Source organism: Bacillus sp. GS3m_15504, assembly GCF_055825275.1.
The window spans coordinates 1581274-1600187 of the sequence record NZ_JBVVNL010000001.1; the positions used below are offsets into that span (position 1 = coordinate 1581274).

Sequence of the window (18914 nt, forward strand, 5' to 3'; positions counted from 1 at the left end):
GTGAGTAACCCCCAGGTTTAAGCTAGGAGTATCTGTAAATATAAATACTATTATATTTGCGAAATACATAGTTTGAAATGGGGATTGTGCATGAATAGGGAAAAGAAATTAAAAAAGCCAGTAGCTAGTTTTATTGTACTAACCAATATTATTTTTCTGCCACTTTTTTTACTTGTAGGAGCTACAAGTATGTTGGGGTTCCCTGTATGGATTTTTGACGTAATGTTTTGTATATCGTCTTGGTCTTCAACTTTTGCTTTTGTAATGCTATTTAAAAAAATTTATCCGGGGCAGAGCGTTATACAATTTGTAAAAGATAAATTCAGGGCTAAACTTAAATTATCTGTGATTCTTACTGCAAGTATGATTCAGGCTTTTATATTTTTATTGATTTTGTTTCTAATATCTAAAAATAGTGAAGTAGACTCTATTTTTACTGTATCTTCATGGGGAATACTAATCTATTTCTTTGTTAAAAATTTTCTTGCGGGGCCATTAGGAGAAGAACTAGGATGGAGAGGATTTGCACAAATTGAGCTTCAAAAGAAGTATTCACCATTGAAAGCTTCAATAATCATTGGATTTTGGTGGGGGATGTGGCATCTACCTATTTGGTTTACTACAGGATTTGTTGGCATGGACCTAATTAAATATATTCTATTTTTTATGATCTCTATCATATCTGTAAAAATCGTCATGACTGCATTTTACAACTTGAATCAGAATTTAATTATTCCAATCATTATCCATCAATTCTTTAATTTTTTTATTGGTATTATAAACGGAAATTTAATAAATCTAATCATGTATAACGCGATATTTTATTTAGTGGTAGCAGTTGTAATGATTGTTATAAATCCAAAGAGAGTTTTGTATGGAGCGGAAGATATAAATAGTAGCAATCGAAAGTATTAAGTATATTGCTATTGGAAGGCGAGGAATTATGAAAATTATATAAGTATTTATATAGGATTAGTCGTTGCTATAAGCATTTTAATTCTTTCAATTGTTTTTCTATATTTCAACCCGCATAGCAACCAAATGCTCGATAAGGAAGTATATATTACTGTATTTTTCATGCCCTTACTCCCTTCTTTTCCAGCAGTTATTAGGAGAAAAACTTTTATGATTTTTTACGGCATTTGGTTGTTACCAAGAACTCTTTATTTGAGTGTAGCTGCGATATCTACGCTATGGAATTTATATATTCTATCTTGAATGATTTAGTTTACTAAGTTTTTGAAAGGGAAGGATGAGAAGTATAATGAAACAAGGATTATCGAAATTAGCAGATATACTAGTCAACCATTCTACGAAAGTGCAGCCTGGTGATCAAGTGTTGATCCAAAGTGTTACAGAAATAAACCCTGCAGTAGTTCGTGAAATTATTAAGTCAGTGGAAAAAGCAGGTGGATATGCACATGTATCAATGCGTGATGTTTCTGTTACGAGGCAATTAATTTTATCAGGATTTGAAGAACAATTTAAGTTATTAGCAGATTGGGAATGTTATCGACTAAGTAAAATGCAAGTGTATATTAATCTCCGTAGTCCTAGAAATGCATATGAATTAGCAGATGTACCAGCAGAAAAAATGAAGTTATATCAAAAGATATTTGGAAAAGCTCATAGTGAAGCTGTATATAAAACGAGATGGGTGACAACTCGTGTTCCGAATGCGGCTTCTGCACAAGAAGCAAATATGAGCACGGAGGCTTATGAAAAATTCTACTATGATGTATGTACGTTAGATTACAACAACATGTCGAAAGCGATGGAGCCATTAAAAGAATTAATGGAAAAGACAAAACGAGTGAGGATAATTGGAGAAGGAACAGATTTGGAGTTTTCCATTGAAGGAATAGGCGTCTTAAAGGGGGATGGTACGGATAATATCCCGGATGGCGAAATATATACGGCACCTGTCAAAGATTCAGTAAATGGAGTAATAACATTTAATACAGTATCTGTTCAACAAGGTTATGCGTTTCAAAATATTAAGTTACATATTAAGAATGGAAAAATAATAGAGGCAAATGCAAATGATACAGAGCGAATAAATCGCATTCTTGATACGGATGAGGGAGCAAGATATATTGGAGAATTCGCGTTGGCTTTTAATCCCTACATACTATATCCGATGAATAATACGTTATTTGATGAAAAAATAAATGGTAGTTTTCATCTAGCAATTGGAGATTCGTTGCAAGGTGCAGACAATGGAAATGCATCAGCGATACATTGGGATTTAGTAAATATTCAAAGACCAGAGTATGGCGGGGGTGAAATTTGGTTTGATGATGTATTGATTAGGAAAGATGGGTGTTTTATTTTACCAGAGCTGTTAGGATTAAATGAAGAGAATTTAAAAAGGTAAAGTGCTTTTTGAAAGTTGTGTAAAGGGGATTAAAACCCTAGGACAGGGGTAATAATAGGAGGAAATTAAAATGGGAAAGAGTGAAATGTTTCAAGATTTTAATTTTAAATTAGTGGTAATTGAAGCTTTATTAGATAAAGAGCCACTATTTCTAAAAGAATTGAAAGACTTAATAGATAAGCATACGAATAATTTTGAATGGTATTCAGGAGCTGGGCCAATTGTTGAAATCAGAGATTTTTTAGAAGAGTTAACTTTGAAAATAAGTGATTTGGAAAAGATTGAATCCCTTTGCTTTGATGGTGGGAATGAAATTTATCATATTTTAAAACCTGATTGGGATGGTGAAGACAGTTTATTTGATGTTATATCTGTTGAAGGATTTCAAAATTTAAAAAATCTAAAAACAGTGGAATATATTTCAATGTGTTACCCAAAAGTATTAGAACCATTTAAACAAGCTGGAATTGAAATTGAGGATTAATGAGAGACAAGTTATATAATAATGGAAGTGATTCTTATTAAGAAAGAGTCACTTTTTCTTATGCAATGAACAAAGCAGAATGGAGGATACTATGATAATAATCGATAATGATGGTGAAGGCTACTGGAGTAAAACTGTTGATTTAGGCATTTTAGGTAAATTCAATAGCATTTTTATAGATTTAGATGGATGCGATATAACAGGGGCGACGGACAATATGAATCAAGAAGAAAAGGTAGAAAAAGCTACAAAATATTATGGTAATAGATTCAAAGAGTTAGAGACAAATGTTGGATTTATAAATGAGCAATTTCTAATGTGGGTTATAACGCATTTATGTGATATAGAATATCCATTTTGGGAATTTGGTGATGAAGATGAAAGGAGTGAAGATTATCCAGATTATATAGTAAAAGAAGAAATAAAAAAATTCGAAGATGAAAATGGACAATTGCAACATGATCCGTATAGTCAAAGTCCGATTTATAGAGAAATTCAGAAATATAATGTATATAATAATGAAGATAATTTATTAAGCTATGAAATCATAACGAAATATTTACCGGTTCTTGATTTCCAAAAACTTGTAGATACAATTAGACCTAATAGTATAGATACATTTGAAGATAACATAAACTTTCAAGTGAGTAGTGAAGTTTGTGGTGGAATGTTACTTTGTGCTACTTACGGAACAATTTATGCTAATAACGAGCTAGAAGTTACGCATAACTGTTAATACAAGGTATATCGCTACACATCTATTAACTGAAAAATATTAATTACAATCAAGCATAAAAAAAGTCATTCTTAGTAAAAAAATAGCGTTCTTTTACTATTCAAATATGATTACATCTGAATTTACTACCTCAGTTTGATTTATCATATTTCAATCGAAATAGAATAGTAAATTGGTATAAAAGATATGAAGATATATACTTTAGGTTTTAAATTACAGTAACTTTTGTGGGAACAAAAGAGAAAATAGAAGATGTTAAAATTACATGTATATACGCTCCATATATTTATATTTGCTGCTCAATAAACTAGCAACCCGCATAAGTTTGTACCACATATTCACTTTTATTTACAAAAAAATACTATTAATTATTTTCGGATAATTGTTATAATATAGTTAAATTGATATAAAAGTTTTTTCTAGATTATGTATTTGAAGAATTCTCATGCGAAAAGAGCCAGTTCTCAAGTAGAGAACTGGCTCTTTGTTGAAGAAAAATAGGATTAGATGTACATAATGGGATAGCAGAATTCCACAAAAAAATCTGTATGCATCCACAACAGTAGTTATATATGACGGAATTTTTGAACTTATAAAAAGATTAAGAGGCGATAGAAAATGAAAAGATATATTAGTATAAAAGGAATTGGCACATATCTTCCAAAACGAAAAGTAGATTCTCTTGAAATAGATCAAATGTTAGACGTACCAGAAGGCTGGACATTAAAAAAAGCTGGGGTAAAAACACGATACTTTGTTGATGGGGAAACGTCTTCTTATATGGGGGCTGAGGCTGCAAAAAAAGCTGTAGAAGATGCGAAGTTAACATGGGATGATATCGATTGTATTATTTGCGGAAGCGGAACGATTCAACAGGCGATTCCTTCTACTGCATCACTTATTCAAGAACAGCTCGGGCTACAGCATTCTGGTATTCCATGTTTTGATATCAATTCAACATGTTTAAGTTTCATAACAGCACTTGATACAATTTCATACGCAATTGAATGCGGGAGATACAAAAATGTTGTTATTATTTCTTCTGAAATTTCTTCTGTTGGATTAAATTGGGGACAAAATGAAAGCAGTATTTTATTCGGTGACGGTGCGGCAGCTGTTGTCATAACAAAAGGCGATCATTCATCTTCTATTATTGCTTCCCATATGGAAACATATAGCTCTGGTGCGCATTTATCAGAAATTCGTGGCGGTGGAACGATGATTCATCCTAGGGAGTATAGTGAGGAACGAAAAGAAGACTTCTTGTTCGATATGAATGGAAGAGCTATTTTTAAACTATCTTCTAAGTATTTAATGAAGTTTATCGACAAGCTCCTTATGGATACTGGTTATTCTCTAGCCGATATTGATTTAATTGTTCCTCACCAAGCAAGTGGACCAGCTATGAGACTCATTCGTAAAAAATTAGGGGTAGATGAAGAACGCTTTATGACTATTTTTGAAGACTATGGTAATATGATTTCCGCATCTATTCCAGTCGCTCTTTTCGAAGCGATTAAGCAAAAGAAAGTGCAACGTGGAAATAAAATATTATTATTAGGCACTTCTGCGGGACTTTCTATCGGGGGCATCCTTCTTGAATACTAAGAAAACAGTATTAATTACAGGGGCACGTGCACCAGCAACTTTGCATTTATGCAGACTGTTTCATAACGCTGGACATACCGTTATTATTGCAGATAGTATTCCTTATCCGTTAAGTAAAGTTTCAAAGAGTACGGATTACTTTTATGAAATCCCATCTCCAAAGTGGAAAACAAATGAAAGTATCCGTGCGCTACTATCCATTATTCAACGTCACAATGTAGATTTGCTTATTCCAACGTGTGAAGAAGTATTTTATATATCTAAATATAAAGAGGAATTAAGTGCATTTTGTCATGTATTAGTAGATGATTTTCAAAAACTTTTATTACTGCATAATAAGTGGGAATTTATTCAGTTCGTAGAAAGTTTAGGGTGGCAAGTACCTGCAACATATAGAATAAATAATGAAGAAGCGATAAGATCAATGATGCACAAAACACCAGCTCATACTCCTTTTGTATTAAAGCCGATTTACTCCCGGTTTTCTGATAAAGTGGAATTTATGACAAAAGAGGCTGCTCTAAAAGAAAGCATGATACATAAGTCGAATTATATTATGCAAGAGTTTATACAAGGAACGCAGCATTGTTCCTACAGTATTGCACAATCTGGGGAAGTGTTAGCTCACTCTACGTACAAAACGGAATTCACGGCAGGCTTAGGTGCTACCATTGCGTTTCAGCCTATAAATCATTCTAAAATTGCTCAGTTTGTTACGCATATTGTAAAAGAGTTAAATTTCTCAGGACAAATTGCCTTTGATTTTATCGTTACAGAGAATGGAGATGCGATTCCAATTGAATGTAATCCACGTACTACAAGTGGATTACATTTATTCGATGAGGAAATATTGCCCGCTTTTTTTAATGAAAAAGTAAACAATGCATTCATTCCAAAACAAAATTCAGAGTGTGCAATTCGGTTAGCGATGCTTCTATATGGATTTCCTTATTTAAAAAGTAAACAAAAACGTAAACGATGGTTAAAAGTTCTATGCTCATATCCAGATATCGTTTATCGTCACAATGATTGGAAACCATTTTTTTATCAGTTTTTTAGCATGTACAAATTATGGCGTGAAAGTTATAAATATGAACGGACTATTTTAGAGCAAACAACATATGACATATCGTGGGATGGTGAAGATTTATGAAAATGCTAGTAACTGGTGGAACGGGCTTTCTAGGACAAAAACTCGCCTTTCGACTGAAGAATATGGGCTATGAAGTAACGGCAACGGGAAGAAATAAAACAATCGGTAAGGTATTAGAACAAAATGGAATCAAGTTTGTTCATTGTCCTCTTGAAGACAGGGAGCGTGTGCTACAAGTTTGTAAAGATAAAGATTATATCTTTCATAGCGGTGCACTTTCTTCCCCTTGGGGCAAATATGAAGATTTTTATAATGCAAATGTGTTAGGAACGAAACATATTATCGAGGGAAGTCAAAAGTACGGTATAAAACGCCTTATCCACGTATCAACACCAAGCATTTATTTCTATTATGATGAGCGACAAAATGTAGTAGAAAATGCGAAACTTCCTGATACGTTTGTAAATCACTATGCAACAACGAAGTACATGGCTGAACAAGCTATTGATCAAGCTTTCGCGCATGGTTTACCAGTTATCACAATACGCCCGCGCGCTTTATTTGGACCAGGAGATAACGCGATTCTTCCGCGTCTTATTAAAGTATGTGAAAAAGGGGCTTTGCCGAGAATTGGTACAGAAAATGTTCTTGTGGATATTACGTATGTTGAGAATGTTGTAGATGCTTTACTTCTTTGTATGCATTCCCCAAAACATACATTAGGGCAAAAGTACAATATAACAAATGACGAACGTATCAATTTATATGAGGTCATAGAAAATGTAATGAAGCGCCTTGATAAGGAAGTACGATATAAAAAAATTTCCTACAAAACTGCTTTTACACTAGCGGCTATATTAGAAGGAATCTCAAAAACTATTTTATTCGGAAAAGAACCTATTCTTACAAAGTATACTGTTAGCGTCCTTTCAAAAAGCCAGACGTTAAGTATTGATAAAGCTAAAGAAGAGCTAGGATATGCTCCAAAGGTCAGTATAGAAGAAGGAATTACAAAATTTGTAGACTGGTGGAAAATACAATGAAAATCAAATCTTTAAAGCTATATGATACAGGATATTGCACACATCCAGAAAAAATCGCATACTCCAAGGGCAGTTGGAAACAAATCTGTTTTCCAGCAACAGTAGGATTACTCCATCATCCAGAATTAGGATATATTCTATTTGATACTGGATATGCAGGACACTTTAAAGAAGCGACAAAAAAATTCCCTTACTCTGTATATGCAAAACTGACGCCTGTTCATTTTACGGAAGAGCAATCTATTAAACAGCAACTTCTTCTTGATGGTATTCAGCCAGAAGAAATTAAATATATTATTCTTTCTCATTTTCATGGCGATCATACAGCGGGTTTACCCGATTTTCCAAAAGCGAAAATATTAACCTTCGCAAAAGCTTATGAGGATATTAAAAAGAGAAGTAAATTTGGTGCTCTATTAAAAGGGTGTTTAAAAGATACACTGCCGGTGGATTTAGAGCAGAGGATGTCATTCATTGATCAAACTCCATCCCTTAACTTACCTTCTACATATGGAAAGTTTGAAGAGGGCTATGATGTATTTGATGATGGCTCATTATTTGCTGTTGACTTAACAGGACATGCAACTGGTCAATTTGGTATATTTGTCCATTTACAGAGTAATAAAATTGTCTTTCTTTGTGCAGACGCAGTGTGGCTCAGTAAAACGTATCAAAACCTTGTATTTCCTAGTAAAATTGCCAACCTTTTAACGAGCGATCCAAAGTCTTATCAGAAGAATATTGAGAAGTTACACCATTTATCACAAACATCACCTGAGATTGAAATTGTACCAACTCATTGTGAACATACATGGGATAAAATTAAAGCAGGGGTGTACTATGAATAAACTACGGATTCTCAAGCAATACTTGAAAACAAAATATGGCTTGAGATTTTCAAATCGCAAACAATTGGAACAGTTTCATAAACGACAAATAGAAAAACAACTTTTGTTCACGATAGAGGCATCGCCTTTTTATCGCCAGTTATATAAGCCGTTTTTACATGAAATTGAAAAAGGGAATTTGTCTGCACTCCCCATTATTGATAAAGAAGTAATGATGGAACATTTTGATACACTAAATACAGTACATATTTCAAAGAAAGAAGCGTTTCATGTAGCATTTGAAGCAGAGAAGACCCGGAATTTCTCACCAACCATTCGTAATATAACTGTCGGTTTATCATCGGGCACTAGTGGAAATCGTGGGGTTTTTCTCGTTTCCGAGGAAGAACAAACGTTGTGGGCTGGCTCGATTATTGGAAAGGTGCTTCCTTCTAGCATTCTACATAAACACACGATTGCTTTTTTCTTACGTGCAAATAGCAATTTATACGAAGCGACAAAAAATAAGCGAATCTCATTTCATTTTTTTGATTTACTAGATTCGTTTCAACAGCATATCACACGATTAAATGAAGTAAAGCCATCTATTTTAATTGCACCTCCGTCTATGTTACGGAAAATTGCTTACTGGCAGCAAGAAGGACTGATTACAATTTGTCCTAAGAAAATTATCTCTGTAGCAGAAGTGCTTGAAGATATTGATAGAGACTTTATTTCTGCGACTTTCAAGCAGACAGTACACCAAGTTTACCAATGTACAGAAGGTTTTCTTGCTACCACCTGCAAGCAGGGGACATTACACATGAATGAAGACCTCGTTCATATTGAAAAAGAATACTTAGATCAAGAGAAAGGGATATTTGTTCCCATTATTACTGATTTCATGAGGAAAACACAGCCGATTATACGATATCGTCTCAATGACATATTAATTGAGAAAAAGACGCCGTGCAGCTGTGGCTCACCTTTCTTAGCATTAGAACGTATTGATGGTCGATGTGATGATATATTTATTGGAATAAGTGAAGTGGATCATAGCGAAATATTTATTTTTCCAGATTTCATTAGAAGAGCAATTTTGTTTGCATCTAGTGACATTCAAGAATTTAAAGTAATACAACATAGCGTAGACAAAATTGAAATGAAACTTAAAGCACTACCTGAAAATCTCGAATTATGTCAATCAAAGGTAATGCAAGAATTACATACACTATGGTCTACTAAAAAGTGTGCGATACCACATTTTTTCTTTTCACATTACGATATTCAAGTATATGATAAAAAATTAAAAAGAATAGAAAGTTTTGTAAGGCGTGGTGAACATAAATGATTCAGTTACATGATGTTCATTCTTTGCATAGCATTGATTGGGAATCCAAAAAAGATGGAGCGTATGTACGAGATAGTTTCTTGCCTTTTTTTCAAAAGGGCATTACAGCATTTATTGAAAATGTTAACACGCAGCTCTTTCTATTAGAAGTTGATGATCTCATCTTGCCAGTCACTCTTAATAACGCAGAGTTCGAAAATTCATATGTATGTTCTCCTTATACACATTACATATCTTATGCGTTAGAAGAGCTATGGGAGTTGAAAAAACCATGGCTAGAGAAGCTATTAACCTATCCGATTCATCTTATGGGAAATTGGCTAAGACGAACGAATATTAATAAAGTAATTGTCGTAAATAATTGGATGCTTTCAACAAATCTTTATCACTCTATCAACGAACAACAAATCGAACAAATAACGAAAGTATTAGTTGAGAAATTTCCAGAGCATACTATTCTATTTCGCTCTTTAAATAACAAATTATATCCCGCAACGACAGAAGCACTATCTACAGTCGGTTACAATAAAATTATGTCTCGTTCTATATACTTATTTGATCCGAAACACTATAAAAAAATGAATCGAAAAAAACGAAAAGACTTATTAAATGATAAAAGTTTATTAGAGAAAAGCAATTATGAAATTATTACGAATGAGGAATTAACAAAAGATGATATTTTACAAATTTCCCAGTTATACAACCAACTATATATTGAAAAATATTCCGCCCATAACCCAATGTTTACACCCGCTTATTTATGGAATGCTCTTCAGCATCGTTTATTTGAGATAAAGGCCATAAAAAAAGGGGACACAATTGATGGTGTCATTGCTTATTTTATTAGGGATGGAGTTATGACAACGCCAATCCTTGGCTATCATACAAACTCTGACCAGCAACAAGGTTTATACCGTATCCTTTCCCTCCTTATTACAATGGATTCTATCGAAAAAGATTTAATTTGTCATTGTAGTGCTGGGGCTGGAGAGTTCAAAAGAAATCGTGGTGCAACACAGCAAATTGAATACAGTTATGTATATAACGCTCATCTCCCACCTAGCCAACAAAAGGTATGGAAAGTATTAATGTGGATATTAAATACATATATAGAACCGATGGCAAAAAAACATCGCTTTTAAGCAAAAAAAGGGATAAGATTCGTAATTTGTAGGAGTTATAAGTGTTTCATCTTGTTCTGTTAGTTGATTGAACAAAGTGTTTTTTTAGTAAGCTACATAAAATAATCAATCTTTTTCATAAACACTTAGGGAAGCCAGAAGGACTCCACACATTTTACTCAAAATGTGTGGGGTTCTTCTTTTTATAAAATGAATATTTGTAGTGTGGAATATATCCAATTGCTTAACCGAACTAGTATTTTAGGGACATTAACTGAAACCATAAATATAACTTCATGTCTATCTTGTTGATGAATATCATGGTCTTTGGATAAAGAACAGTAAAACTTTAGCTCTTTGATTTTTATTACAATTTTGTAAGGTTAAGTAATAAAAATCGATAGAACGGGATATTGGAATGGGATACTCTGATTGATGGGTAGAATATTCTGAAAAAAGGGGTAGAACAAATGAAGAATAGACAAAAAGCATCGATAATATGCAAAAGCATTTTATGTTTAATCATTTGCATATTGATTACGAATGGAGCATGGTTTACAAATGTGGTGAGGGCAGAATCGGGCATGCTGACTGATAGGAGTATAGAGGATTTCAAAAAAAAGCTGGATGAACAGGTACCAAAATGGCAGGGGGATTATGAGGTACCGGGGGTTGCAATAGGAATTGTGCATGAGGGACGTATTGCTTATACACTTAACTACGGTTATGTAGATAAAAAGGCAAAAAAAGCGGTGAGTGATGATACTTTGTTTCAGGCTGGTTCCATTTCTAAAAACCTTACAGCGTGGGGAATCTTGCATCTTGTAGATGAAGGACGTTTATTACTAGATGATCCCGTTGGAAAATATCTGACCAAATGGAAATTACCTAATTCAGAGTTTAATAATAATGAAGTAACCATAAGAAGATTGTTAAGTCATACAGCAGGACTATCTGCACATAAAGGATACCTCGGGGTTGCACCAGGGAAACATCTTGACTCTATTGAGGAGTCTCTGTCTGGAAAAGGATGGCTTAATGAAGCAGTGGAGGTTACCAATAAACCAGGTTCAGAAACAATTTACTCTGGTGGCGGATATACAATTTTACAACTTGTAATTGAAGAGGTTACCGGAATACCGTTTGATCGTTATATGGAAGAACAAATTATGAAACCTTTAGGAATGAAATCTAGTTCATTTTTACAACGTCCTGAAAACCATAACCTTTCAAAAGCTTATGGATATTTTGGAGAGGAGCTCCCTAGTTACCAATTTACCGAACAGGCTGCTGCAGGTCTTAAGACAAATGTTACCGATATGATGACATTGATACTTGCAAGCATGGATACAAATAATAAAGGGAATGGTGTCATCAAAAGTGAACGTGTTGAGGAAATGCAAAAGCTGATATTAGGGGAGAATGGTTTAGGTATATTTGAAAAAAAATTATCTAATCAATGGAAATTACTTTATCATTCTGGTGACAATCGAGGCTGGCATTCTTTTTATGGTTTTATTCCTAATACAAAGGATGGATTGGTAATCCTTACAAATGGTGAAGGTGGTATAGACTTACGACAGGATATTTACCACGCATGGATTGAATATGAAACGGGAAAATTACCTGAAAGTTACTTTTCTCTAGCAGAGCAGAGAAAAACTAACTTCATTACATCAATTGTTATTGGGGCCACACTTAGTATATATTTGCTACTATTTGTGATTAGATTGTACAAAGGTAGAAGAACTTTCATTTTTAAGCAAGAGAAGAAATCTTACATCGGATTAGTAGTTAGGACATTTTTACTTGTTGTTACTGCTGTTCTCATTTTTTGTGCTGCTTATTTGTGGAGAGTTTTTAGTTTGAATTCCGGTAATACAATAAATTTCATTCTAATAATGGCATGGATTATAACGCTATTAATTAGTGGATTTTTCCCGAAAATTAAAAGTAATAAAAAACAACGTATGAAACGAAAAAAATTAACATCAAAATTTACATGTATGTAATGTTAAAGGCTAGAAAGCTAGATTGGCGTGAATCATTAATTTTGGAGTGCAAAAAACAACAAAATCTTTTAAAAAACACTTAATTTTTTACTCCATCTATCTTTACAATCCCTCCTTATAATGTGAATTGGACAAGCACCTAAGAGAAAGCAGAATATGTCAGTTTGTACATTCTATTATTAGGGGGAGAATTTGTATGAAAAAGACAGTTGCTTCGTTAGCAGTTATGGCGGCATTATTGCCGACGTTTTCAGTGTATGCAGAAGGGAAAGAGCAAGTTCGAAAGTCAGCTACAACTTTTAACGTTATTAGTGACATTCAAGGTGATTTAGGAGATTTTGATCACGTATTAAAAGATATGAACAAAGTGACGCCGCTTTCTAGAGCGCTTATTATGAATGGGGATATAACGCCAACTGGACAACAGTCACAATATGATGATGTGAAGCGTGTGCTAAACAAAAATAAGCATCCGGAAAATGTATGGTCAACTGTTGGGAATCATGAGTTTTATGCTGGTAAATGGACAGCTGATGGAAAGCTTTCTCAAAGTACATGGCCAAATGGTGTAACGGAAGAAACGTTATTTAATCGCTATTTACAATTTAGCGGACAAGAAAAGGTGTACCATAAAAAAGAATTAGACGGTTATCCGCTTTTATTTTTAGGAACGGAAAAATATATGAAATACCACGATTCAAAAATGTGGGATGAAGTATATATGAGTGATGAGCAATTAGGTTGGTTAAAACAAAATTTAGAAGAGTATAGTCAAAAAGATAAGAATAAGCCAATTTTCATTTTCTCTCATCACGTTTTACCTGATACGGTGTCTGGATCAAGACAATCACCGTACTTACAAGATTATTTAAACGTCGATAAGTTGTACGATATATTAAAAGACTATCCGCAAGTTGTTTTCTTCACGAGTCATACGCATTGGGATTTAAATTTACCCGACTGGGCTGGTAAAAAGAAAATTGCAGGCGGAGATGAAAAAGGATTTACTGTTGTAAATACGGGCGGGATTGAAACGGGCTGGATGTCGGCTGGACCAAATGGAGGAGAGAAGACTGCTCCTGATGGCTCTTCATTCAAACAAGGGTTGCAAGTGAAAGCATATGGTAGCGATGTAATGGTGACAGCTTATGATTACAAACGTGATAAGGAAATAAAGAAATTATTAATTAGTAATTCGAAAATTGCACAAATGGCACCAAATGTAACGGCAGATGATAGTAAAAATATAATCATTGGTGCAACGGAGTATATGGAGTACTCTGTAAAAGGAACGAACGAGTGGCTGACGTATAATCCAGAAAACCCGCCCAAATTTGACGGGGACAAAATCGTATACGTACGCCATAAAGGCGAAATGAATTTAGAACCAGGATTAACGCAGCTTCTTCGATTTTCTGCAAATAAGTGATTGGAAGAGGGCCTACTTTTTATCGAGTGGGTCCTTTTGTGTTGTCAAGTTTTGTCGGTAAGTCGATATTTTATGTCGAATCGTCGATATATTGAAAAAATCGTTGATATATTTCAAGTTATGAACGATATATTTGAAAAATCGTCGATATAAATTTCATGTACCGTAATATGGTTAAAATCATTATTATAATTTCACGTACCGTATTGGAGTTAAAATTATTAATACAATTCCATACACCAAAACCGAATTCCAATACATTTTTCCCCCAGAAAGATGACTTCATCATTTTTACATGTAATAATAGTAACGTTACATACATTGTGAAAGAAGTACAAAAGGAGCGTTATTCATGAATTTAGCTAAATTCCCGAGAAAAAAATATACAGAGTCATATACACCAATTGAAAAATTAAACAATTTTTCAGAAGCACTTGGTGGGCCGACTATTTATTTTAAACGAGATGATTTACTTGGTTTAACAGCTGGTGGTAATAAGACGAGAAAGTTAGAGTTTTTAGTTGCGGATGCACAGGCAAAGGGTGCAGATACGTTAATTACAGCTGGTGGTATTCAGTCAAATCATTGCCGCCTAACACTTGCAGCGGCGGTAAAAGAAAAAATGAAATGTATCCTTGTATTAGAAGAAGGGCTTGAGCCAGAAGAGAAGCGAGACTTTAACGGAAACTATTTCTTATATCATTTACTAGGTGCTGAAAATGTCATTGTTGTACCAAACGGAGCAGATCTTATGGAAGAGATGCATAAAGTAGCAAAAGAAGTTAGTGAAAAAGGGAATACACCATATGTAATACCAGTTGGTGGATCGAATCCTACTGGCGCAATGGGATACGTTGCTTGTGCGCAAGAAATTATGGCGCAATCATTTGACCAAGGAATTGATTTCAGTTCAGTCGTTTGCGTAAGTGGTAGCGGCGGTATGCACGCTGGTTTAATTACAGGTTTTGCTGGAACACAAAGTAACATCCCCGTAATCGGAATTAACGTAAGTAGAGGAAAAGCAGAGCAAGAAGAGAAAGTAGCAAAACTTGTAGATGAAACGTCAGCTCATGTTGGTATTCCAAACTTTATCCCGCGCGAAGCGGTTACATGCTTTGATGAATATGTAGGACCAGGTTACGCGTTACCAACGCCAGAAATGGTGGAAGCAGTGCAGCTGTTAGCGAAAACAGAAGGTATTTTACTTGATCCAGTATATACAGGTAAAGCAGTAGCGGGATTAATCGACTTAATTAGAAAAGGTACATTTAATAAAGAGGACAACATTTTATTCGTACATTCAGGTGGTTCACCAGCTTTATATGCGAATACATCTTTATTTGCGTAAGTATGAAAAAGCATTGGGTATCCAATGCTTTTTGTTATATACTGGAATTATCACAGTGTGGGAGAGGGAGTATATGAGTTCAAATTTAAAATGGATCATATATACAGTACTCAGCATTTCGATTCTATTTATTTTATTTGTGGCCTATGGAGTTTATTTATATTTCACTTAAGTAAAATGGTAACCGAACCAAAGGAAGAATAAAATAATTGCTGTATTAAATAGAGTAAAGCATAAACCGATAATTGCTAAAATTTTCTTCTCATCTCGGCTACAAAAAGAGATAATCGCTAATAGAATTGCTATAACAGCGGAAGCTAATATGAAGTAGGCGAAAGGCACGACATATTCTATCCCAACTCTGTCTAAAATAGGTGTGAAAAGGAAAAGATTAATCGTAACGAATATACTTACAATGAGAAACGTATAACTTTTCCAAGTGTATGTTTTTAACTGCATAGACGGTACTCCTTTCTTGTTGCTCTTTATGTTGCTAACTATAAAGTTATTTCCTTTATTTTACAATATTCATATTTTAATTGAAATGAGGTTGATGAATATGAAGGGGACAAATGTATCAGTAGTTTTTATTGCCATAGTTATATTCATAATAGCGGGTTGTTCGAATATGATAGGAAATGAAGATCAAACGATCAAAGTGCAAAAACATGTAGATGATACATATGAAGATTTGAAGGTAGTTACAGATAATAAGCAAGTTCAGCAAGTAAAGAAAATATTAAATGATGCTCATTTTGAAAATAAAAAAGTGCAAATGTCGCGTCCAGCTGATTATCATTTTGTTTTTCAATTTAAAAATCCGAAAATAGAGGCGAAAGCTACGTTGTATCAAATTTGGGTAATTCCTAATAAGGATAAAATAGAAATCATAGCGGGGAATAGTCAGTACGTTCAATTAGAAGGGAAAAATGCAGCCACTTTGTTTCAGATTATTACAGGAGAGAAGTTGGTTGAATAAATGTATATGGGGTTTACAGTTTTTTATTTTGGAAGACACTTAGTTTTCAACGAAAATAGCTATCTTTTTATATTGGAATAAACATTAAAAATCGGATAAAATGGAAATTGGATATTGACTTACTGAACATGAGGTTCTAGGGTTGTAAGTGGATTCGTACATCTTAAGATATCCGTTAAATCGCCGATGAATAATAATACTAGGAAATATATTGTTTTTAGAAAGATTCGATGTTATGTTTAATTTTCTTAATATAATATTTCGCTTATGTAGGAGTGGCTATTTGAAGAAATTAATATTATTAGCGTTATTGGCTACATGCTGTCTCACTATTGCAGGATGTTCTAATAATAGGGTTACAACAAAGAATGATTATAAAACTTCAACACCTGAAAAGAGTGAACGTATCAATAAAGCGTGGTACAAACATATATAATAGCTTAAAGTTGTTGATGATAAAAGGGCATAGGGTGAAATGAGTTAGACCAATAGTAGAAGTTGTGAACCTTGGTGAAAAGCGGGAAGTATAGGGGGAATTCTTTTTTTATAAAAATACGATATTAAAATGTTCACAAAAAAGAGTCTACATGTAGACCCTTTTTTGTGGATATTTTTCATAAATAGAAGACATTCTAAGGTGCTATCCTCTAACTTGAACCTTCTAACATTTATTTCATTAAGTTAAAGTTCATTGAGAGTATTACTCTTTACAATTCGGGGAATGCTAGGAGCCCCGTAATAGCTCACTTGGTGTAGCTCCTTTTTCACTTTATCTACCATATTTATATATCTTTCTATAAAAAATCTAACTTTTAACGATTAAATGAAATAAAACCTACTTAAAAACAATGAAATTTCAGGAAAAATAAGGTACACTAATCAATGGTTTTGGTTTAAAATCGATTGACGTTAATGTATACGGGGGAAGATTGATGAATAACAATACAGTAAATGAATCAGTTGAAGAAGTTGAGAAAAAACGGGTAAGATCAAAAAAACGTTTTACAAATTGGAAGCTTATCGCAGCGGGTGGCGGTGTAATTGCACTTCTTATTGGGGGAATGAGTTATTATCAGGCAACTCACTTCAATTCAAATGTTACGATTAATGATACAAAAGTCGGTGGTATGAGCGCTGATGAGGCAATACAGAAATTAAAAACATCTGGACTAGCAAACAAAGTTTATATTGATCAACAACAAATTTTAGATGAAAAAGAGACAAAAACGGAACTGACGGAAAAAGATTTGCCGCAAGTTAAAAAACTATTAAAAAGCCAGTGGACATTTTTCCCTTCTTCAAAGGAAAAAGATTATTCATTGCTACCAAAAAAGGCAGAGCAGTATCGTAGTGAAACGATGAAAAAACTTGTAGAAGAAAAGCTCGTGTCTATGAATGAAAAATTAAAGGCACCTCAAGATGCTATGGCAAAGCTTGAACAAGGAAAAATTGTTATTTCGAAGAGCGTTGATGGAAAACAGTACGACGTTACGAGTCTACTAAAAGATTACGATAAGCAGAAGCATAAAAGCGAAATTCATTTAAAGTCTGCATACATACAGCCTATTAAAGAAAACGATCCGATTATTAAAAAAGAAGAGAAGGCATTACAGAATCTTCTTACGCAGTCTGTTGATTATAAAGTGCAAAATGAAGTGTATTCATTAAAAGCAAAAGATTTAATTCAAAATGCCTCTATGTCAAAAGATATGAAGGTGACAATCGATGCGAGAGAAATTAAGAATAAGGTTGCTGAAATTAATAAGGCTAAATCTACATTACATAAAGACTTCGCTTTTAAAACACATTCTGGTTCGGTCATATCAGTAAAAGGTCAAGGATACGGCTGGGCACTTGATGTTGAAAAAGAGACAAAACAAGTTCAACAAGCCTTTGAGAAAGGTGAAAAATCACTTTCTGCTTCTAATATTCACGGAAATGGTTGGAAGAAGGAAGGGATCGGCTATGAAACAACAGCGAATAATGGCATCGGAGACACATATGCAGAAGTTTCCATTGCAGATCAACAAATTTGGATTTATAAAGATGGGAAATTAGTCGTTACAACAAATGTAGTAACGGGTAAACATAGTACAGGTGAAGATACATCACCAGGTGTGTGGTACGTCCTATACAAACGAACACCATACACGCTAAGAGGTAGCGCAGTAGGGAAAGCTGATTATGCGGTTAAAGTAGATTACTGGGTTCCATTCACAAATAGCGGTCAAGGATTCCACGATGCTGGCTGGCGAAAAGACTGGGGAAATAATGCGTATGTAACAGGGGGATCAGGCGGGTGTGTGAACCTTCTTCCTAACGTTGCAAAAACTGTATATGATAGTTTGAACACGTATGATCCAGTTATTGTGTACTAGAAAATAGCTATGTATTAAGAACTTATACGAATAAACAAAGCAGAAAATATATGAAAAACACCTCTTGCATTCGCATACTAAGTGTGCAAATGCAATGGAGGTGTTTTTTGTTTAAATACAAGAGTTTA

The 18914-nt window shown here is 34.0% G+C and carries 16 protein-coding genes; 15 read left to right on the forward strand and 1 reads right to left on the reverse strand.

All coding sequences use genetic code 11. The features are described 5' to 3' along the window. The first annotated feature begins 90 nt into the window (after window positions 1-90). The 13 genes from AC0L0O_RS08365 (at window position 91) to cuyA (ending at window position 15429) form a co-directional block, all read left to right on the forward strand. Entirely contained in the window at window positions 91-915 is an 825-nt protein-coding gene (locus tag AC0L0O_RS08365; RefSeq protein ID WP_134188340.1) for a CPBP family intramembrane glutamic endopeptidase, read from the forward strand. A 349-nt stretch (window positions 916-1264) separates the two neighbouring features. After that, window positions 1265-2377 (forward strand): aminopeptidase, encoded by a 1113-nt coding sequence (locus AC0L0O_RS08370; RefSeq protein WP_000809067.1) that lies wholly within the window; start codon window positions 1265-1267, stop codon window positions 2375-2377. A 70-nt stretch (window positions 2378-2447) separates the two neighbouring features. Then, window positions 2448-2861: a DUF6892 domain-containing protein gene (locus AC0L0O_RS08375; protein WP_000520202.1), complete on the forward strand. Its 414-nt coding sequence runs from the start codon at window positions 2448-2450 to the stop codon at window positions 2859-2861. 91 nt (window positions 2862-2952) lie between these two features. Further along, window positions 2953-3597: a hypothetical protein gene (locus AC0L0O_RS08380; protein WP_000583751.1), complete on the forward strand. Its 645-nt coding sequence runs from the start codon at window positions 2953-2955 to the stop codon at window positions 3595-3597. A gap of 618 nt (window positions 3598-4215) precedes the next feature. Beyond that, window positions 4216-5205 (forward strand): beta-ketoacyl-ACP synthase III, encoded by a 990-nt coding sequence (locus tag AC0L0O_RS08385; RefSeq protein WP_000833201.1) that lies wholly within the window; start codon window positions 4216-4218, stop codon window positions 5203-5205. Next, the gene (locus tag AC0L0O_RS08390) at window positions 5195-6358 is read left to right on the forward strand and encodes an ATP-grasp domain-containing protein (protein WP_001093154.1); all 1164 of its coding nucleotides are present in this window, start codon (window positions 5195-5197) and stop codon (window positions 6356-6358) included. The genes AC0L0O_RS08385 and AC0L0O_RS08390 overlap by 11 nt, the downstream gene beginning before the upstream one ends. Further along, a complete protein-coding gene (locus AC0L0O_RS08395; RefSeq protein WP_000783231.1) occupies window positions 6355-7341 on the forward strand; it encodes an NAD-dependent epimerase/dehydratase family protein in 987 nt (328 codons plus the stop codon). The genes AC0L0O_RS08390 and AC0L0O_RS08395 overlap by 4 nt, the downstream gene beginning before the upstream one ends. After that, complete coding sequence (locus AC0L0O_RS08400; RefSeq protein ID WP_000695240.1) at window positions 7338-8189, forward strand: MBL fold metallo-hydrolase; 852 nt, start codon at window positions 7338-7340, stop codon at window positions 8187-8189. The genes AC0L0O_RS08395 and AC0L0O_RS08400 overlap by 4 nt, the downstream gene beginning before the upstream one ends. Then, the gene (locus AC0L0O_RS08405; RefSeq protein ID WP_001038122.1) at window positions 8182-9519 is read left to right on the forward strand and encodes a F390 synthetase-related protein; all 1338 of its coding nucleotides are present in this window, start codon (window positions 8182-8184) and stop codon (window positions 9517-9519) included. The genes AC0L0O_RS08400 and AC0L0O_RS08405 overlap by 8 nt, the downstream gene beginning before the upstream one ends. Further along, a complete protein-coding gene (locus AC0L0O_RS08410) occupies window positions 9516-10661 on the forward strand; it encodes a hypothetical protein (protein WP_000615346.1) in 1146 nt (381 codons plus the stop codon). The genes AC0L0O_RS08405 and AC0L0O_RS08410 overlap by 4 nt, the downstream gene beginning before the upstream one ends. A 449-nt stretch (window positions 10662-11110) precedes the next feature. After that, the gene (locus AC0L0O_RS08415; protein WP_075395706.1) at window positions 11111-12652 is read left to right on the forward strand and encodes a serine hydrolase domain-containing protein; all 1542 of its coding nucleotides are present in this window, start codon (window positions 11111-11113) and stop codon (window positions 12650-12652) included. A gap of 196 nt (window positions 12653-12848) precedes the next feature. Then, entirely contained in the window at window positions 12849-14081 is a 1233-nt protein-coding gene (locus AC0L0O_RS08420) for a DUF4073 domain-containing protein (protein WP_001982454.1), read from the forward strand. Between the two features lie 352 nt (window positions 14082-14433). Further along, window positions 14434-15429, forward strand: a complete 996-nt coding sequence (cuyA, locus tag AC0L0O_RS08425) for a D-cysteate sulfo-lyase (RefSeq protein ID WP_001046594.1) — start codon at window positions 14434-14436, stop codon at window positions 15427-15429. Between the two features lie 168 nt (window positions 15430-15597). On the opposite strand, the gene AC0L0O_RS08430 is transcribed toward cuyA, so the two are convergent. Further along, window positions 15598-15888 (reverse strand): hypothetical protein, encoded by a 291-nt coding sequence (locus tag AC0L0O_RS08430; RefSeq protein WP_001176316.1) that lies wholly within the window; start codon window positions 15886-15888, stop codon window positions 15598-15600. A gap of 100 nt (window positions 15889-15988) precedes the next feature. On the opposite strand from AC0L0O_RS08430, the gene AC0L0O_RS08435 reads away from it, so the two are divergent. Next, a complete protein-coding gene (locus tag AC0L0O_RS08435) occupies window positions 15989-16408 on the forward strand; it encodes a YhfM domain-containing protein (RefSeq protein WP_274451250.1) in 420 nt (139 codons plus the stop codon). 932 nt (window positions 16409-17340) lie between these two features. Beyond that, window positions 17341-18786, forward strand: a complete 1446-nt coding sequence (locus AC0L0O_RS08440; RefSeq protein ID WP_473785719.1) for a L,D-transpeptidase family protein — start codon at window positions 17341-17343, stop codon at window positions 18784-18786. Window positions 18787-18914: the final 128 nt, after the last annotated feature.

What these genes read in the sequence shown, in the direction of transcription:
- AC0L0O_RS08415 (WP_075395706.1), top strand. Translation starts at nt 11,111, where the DNA reads ATGAAGAATAGACAAAAAGCATCGATAATATGCAAAAGCATTTTATGT.
- AC0L0O_RS08370 (WP_000809067.1), top strand. Translation starts at nt 1,265, where the DNA reads ATGAAACAAGGATTATCGAAATTAGCAGATATACTAGTCAACCATTCT.
- AC0L0O_RS08375 (WP_000520202.1), top strand. Translation starts at nt 2,448, where the DNA reads ATGGGAAAGAGTGAAATGTTTCAAGATTTTAATTTTAAATTAGTGGTA.
- cuyA (WP_001046594.1), top strand. Translation starts at nt 14,434, where the DNA reads ATGAATTTAGCTAAATTCCCGAGAAAAAAATATACAGAGTCATATACA.
- AC0L0O_RS08430 (WP_001176316.1), bottom strand. Translation starts at nt 15,888, where the DNA reads ATGCAGTTAAAAACATACACTTGGAAAAGTTATACGTTTCTCATTGTA.
- AC0L0O_RS08395 (WP_000783231.1), top strand. Translation starts at nt 6,355, where the DNA reads ATGAAAATGCTAGTAACTGGTGGAACGGGCTTTCTAGGACAAAAACTC.
- AC0L0O_RS08380 (WP_000583751.1), top strand. Translation starts at nt 2,953, where the DNA reads ATGATAATAATCGATAATGATGGTGAAGGCTACTGGAGTAAAACTGTT.
- AC0L0O_RS08440 (WP_473785719.1), top strand. Translation starts at nt 17,341, where the DNA reads ATGAATAACAATACAGTAAATGAATCAGTTGAAGAAGTTGAGAAAAAA.
- AC0L0O_RS08400 (WP_000695240.1), top strand. Translation starts at nt 7,338, where the DNA reads ATGAAAATCAAATCTTTAAAGCTATATGATACAGGATATTGCACACAT.
- AC0L0O_RS08405 (WP_001038122.1), top strand. Translation starts at nt 8,182, where the DNA reads ATGAATAAACTACGGATTCTCAAGCAATACTTGAAAACAAAATATGGC.
- AC0L0O_RS08410 (WP_000615346.1), top strand. Translation starts at nt 9,516, where the DNA reads ATGATTCAGTTACATGATGTTCATTCTTTGCATAGCATTGATTGGGAA.
- AC0L0O_RS08420 (WP_001982454.1), top strand. Translation starts at nt 12,849, where the DNA reads ATGAAAAAGACAGTTGCTTCGTTAGCAGTTATGGCGGCATTATTGCCG.
- AC0L0O_RS08435 (WP_274451250.1), top strand. Translation starts at nt 15,989, where the DNA reads ATGAAGGGGACAAATGTATCAGTAGTTTTTATTGCCATAGTTATATTC.
- AC0L0O_RS08365 (WP_134188340.1), top strand. Translation starts at nt 91, where the DNA reads ATGAATAGGGAAAAGAAATTAAAAAAGCCAGTAGCTAGTTTTATTGTA.
- AC0L0O_RS08385 (WP_000833201.1), top strand. Translation starts at nt 4,216, where the DNA reads ATGAAAAGATATATTAGTATAAAAGGAATTGGCACATATCTTCCAAAA.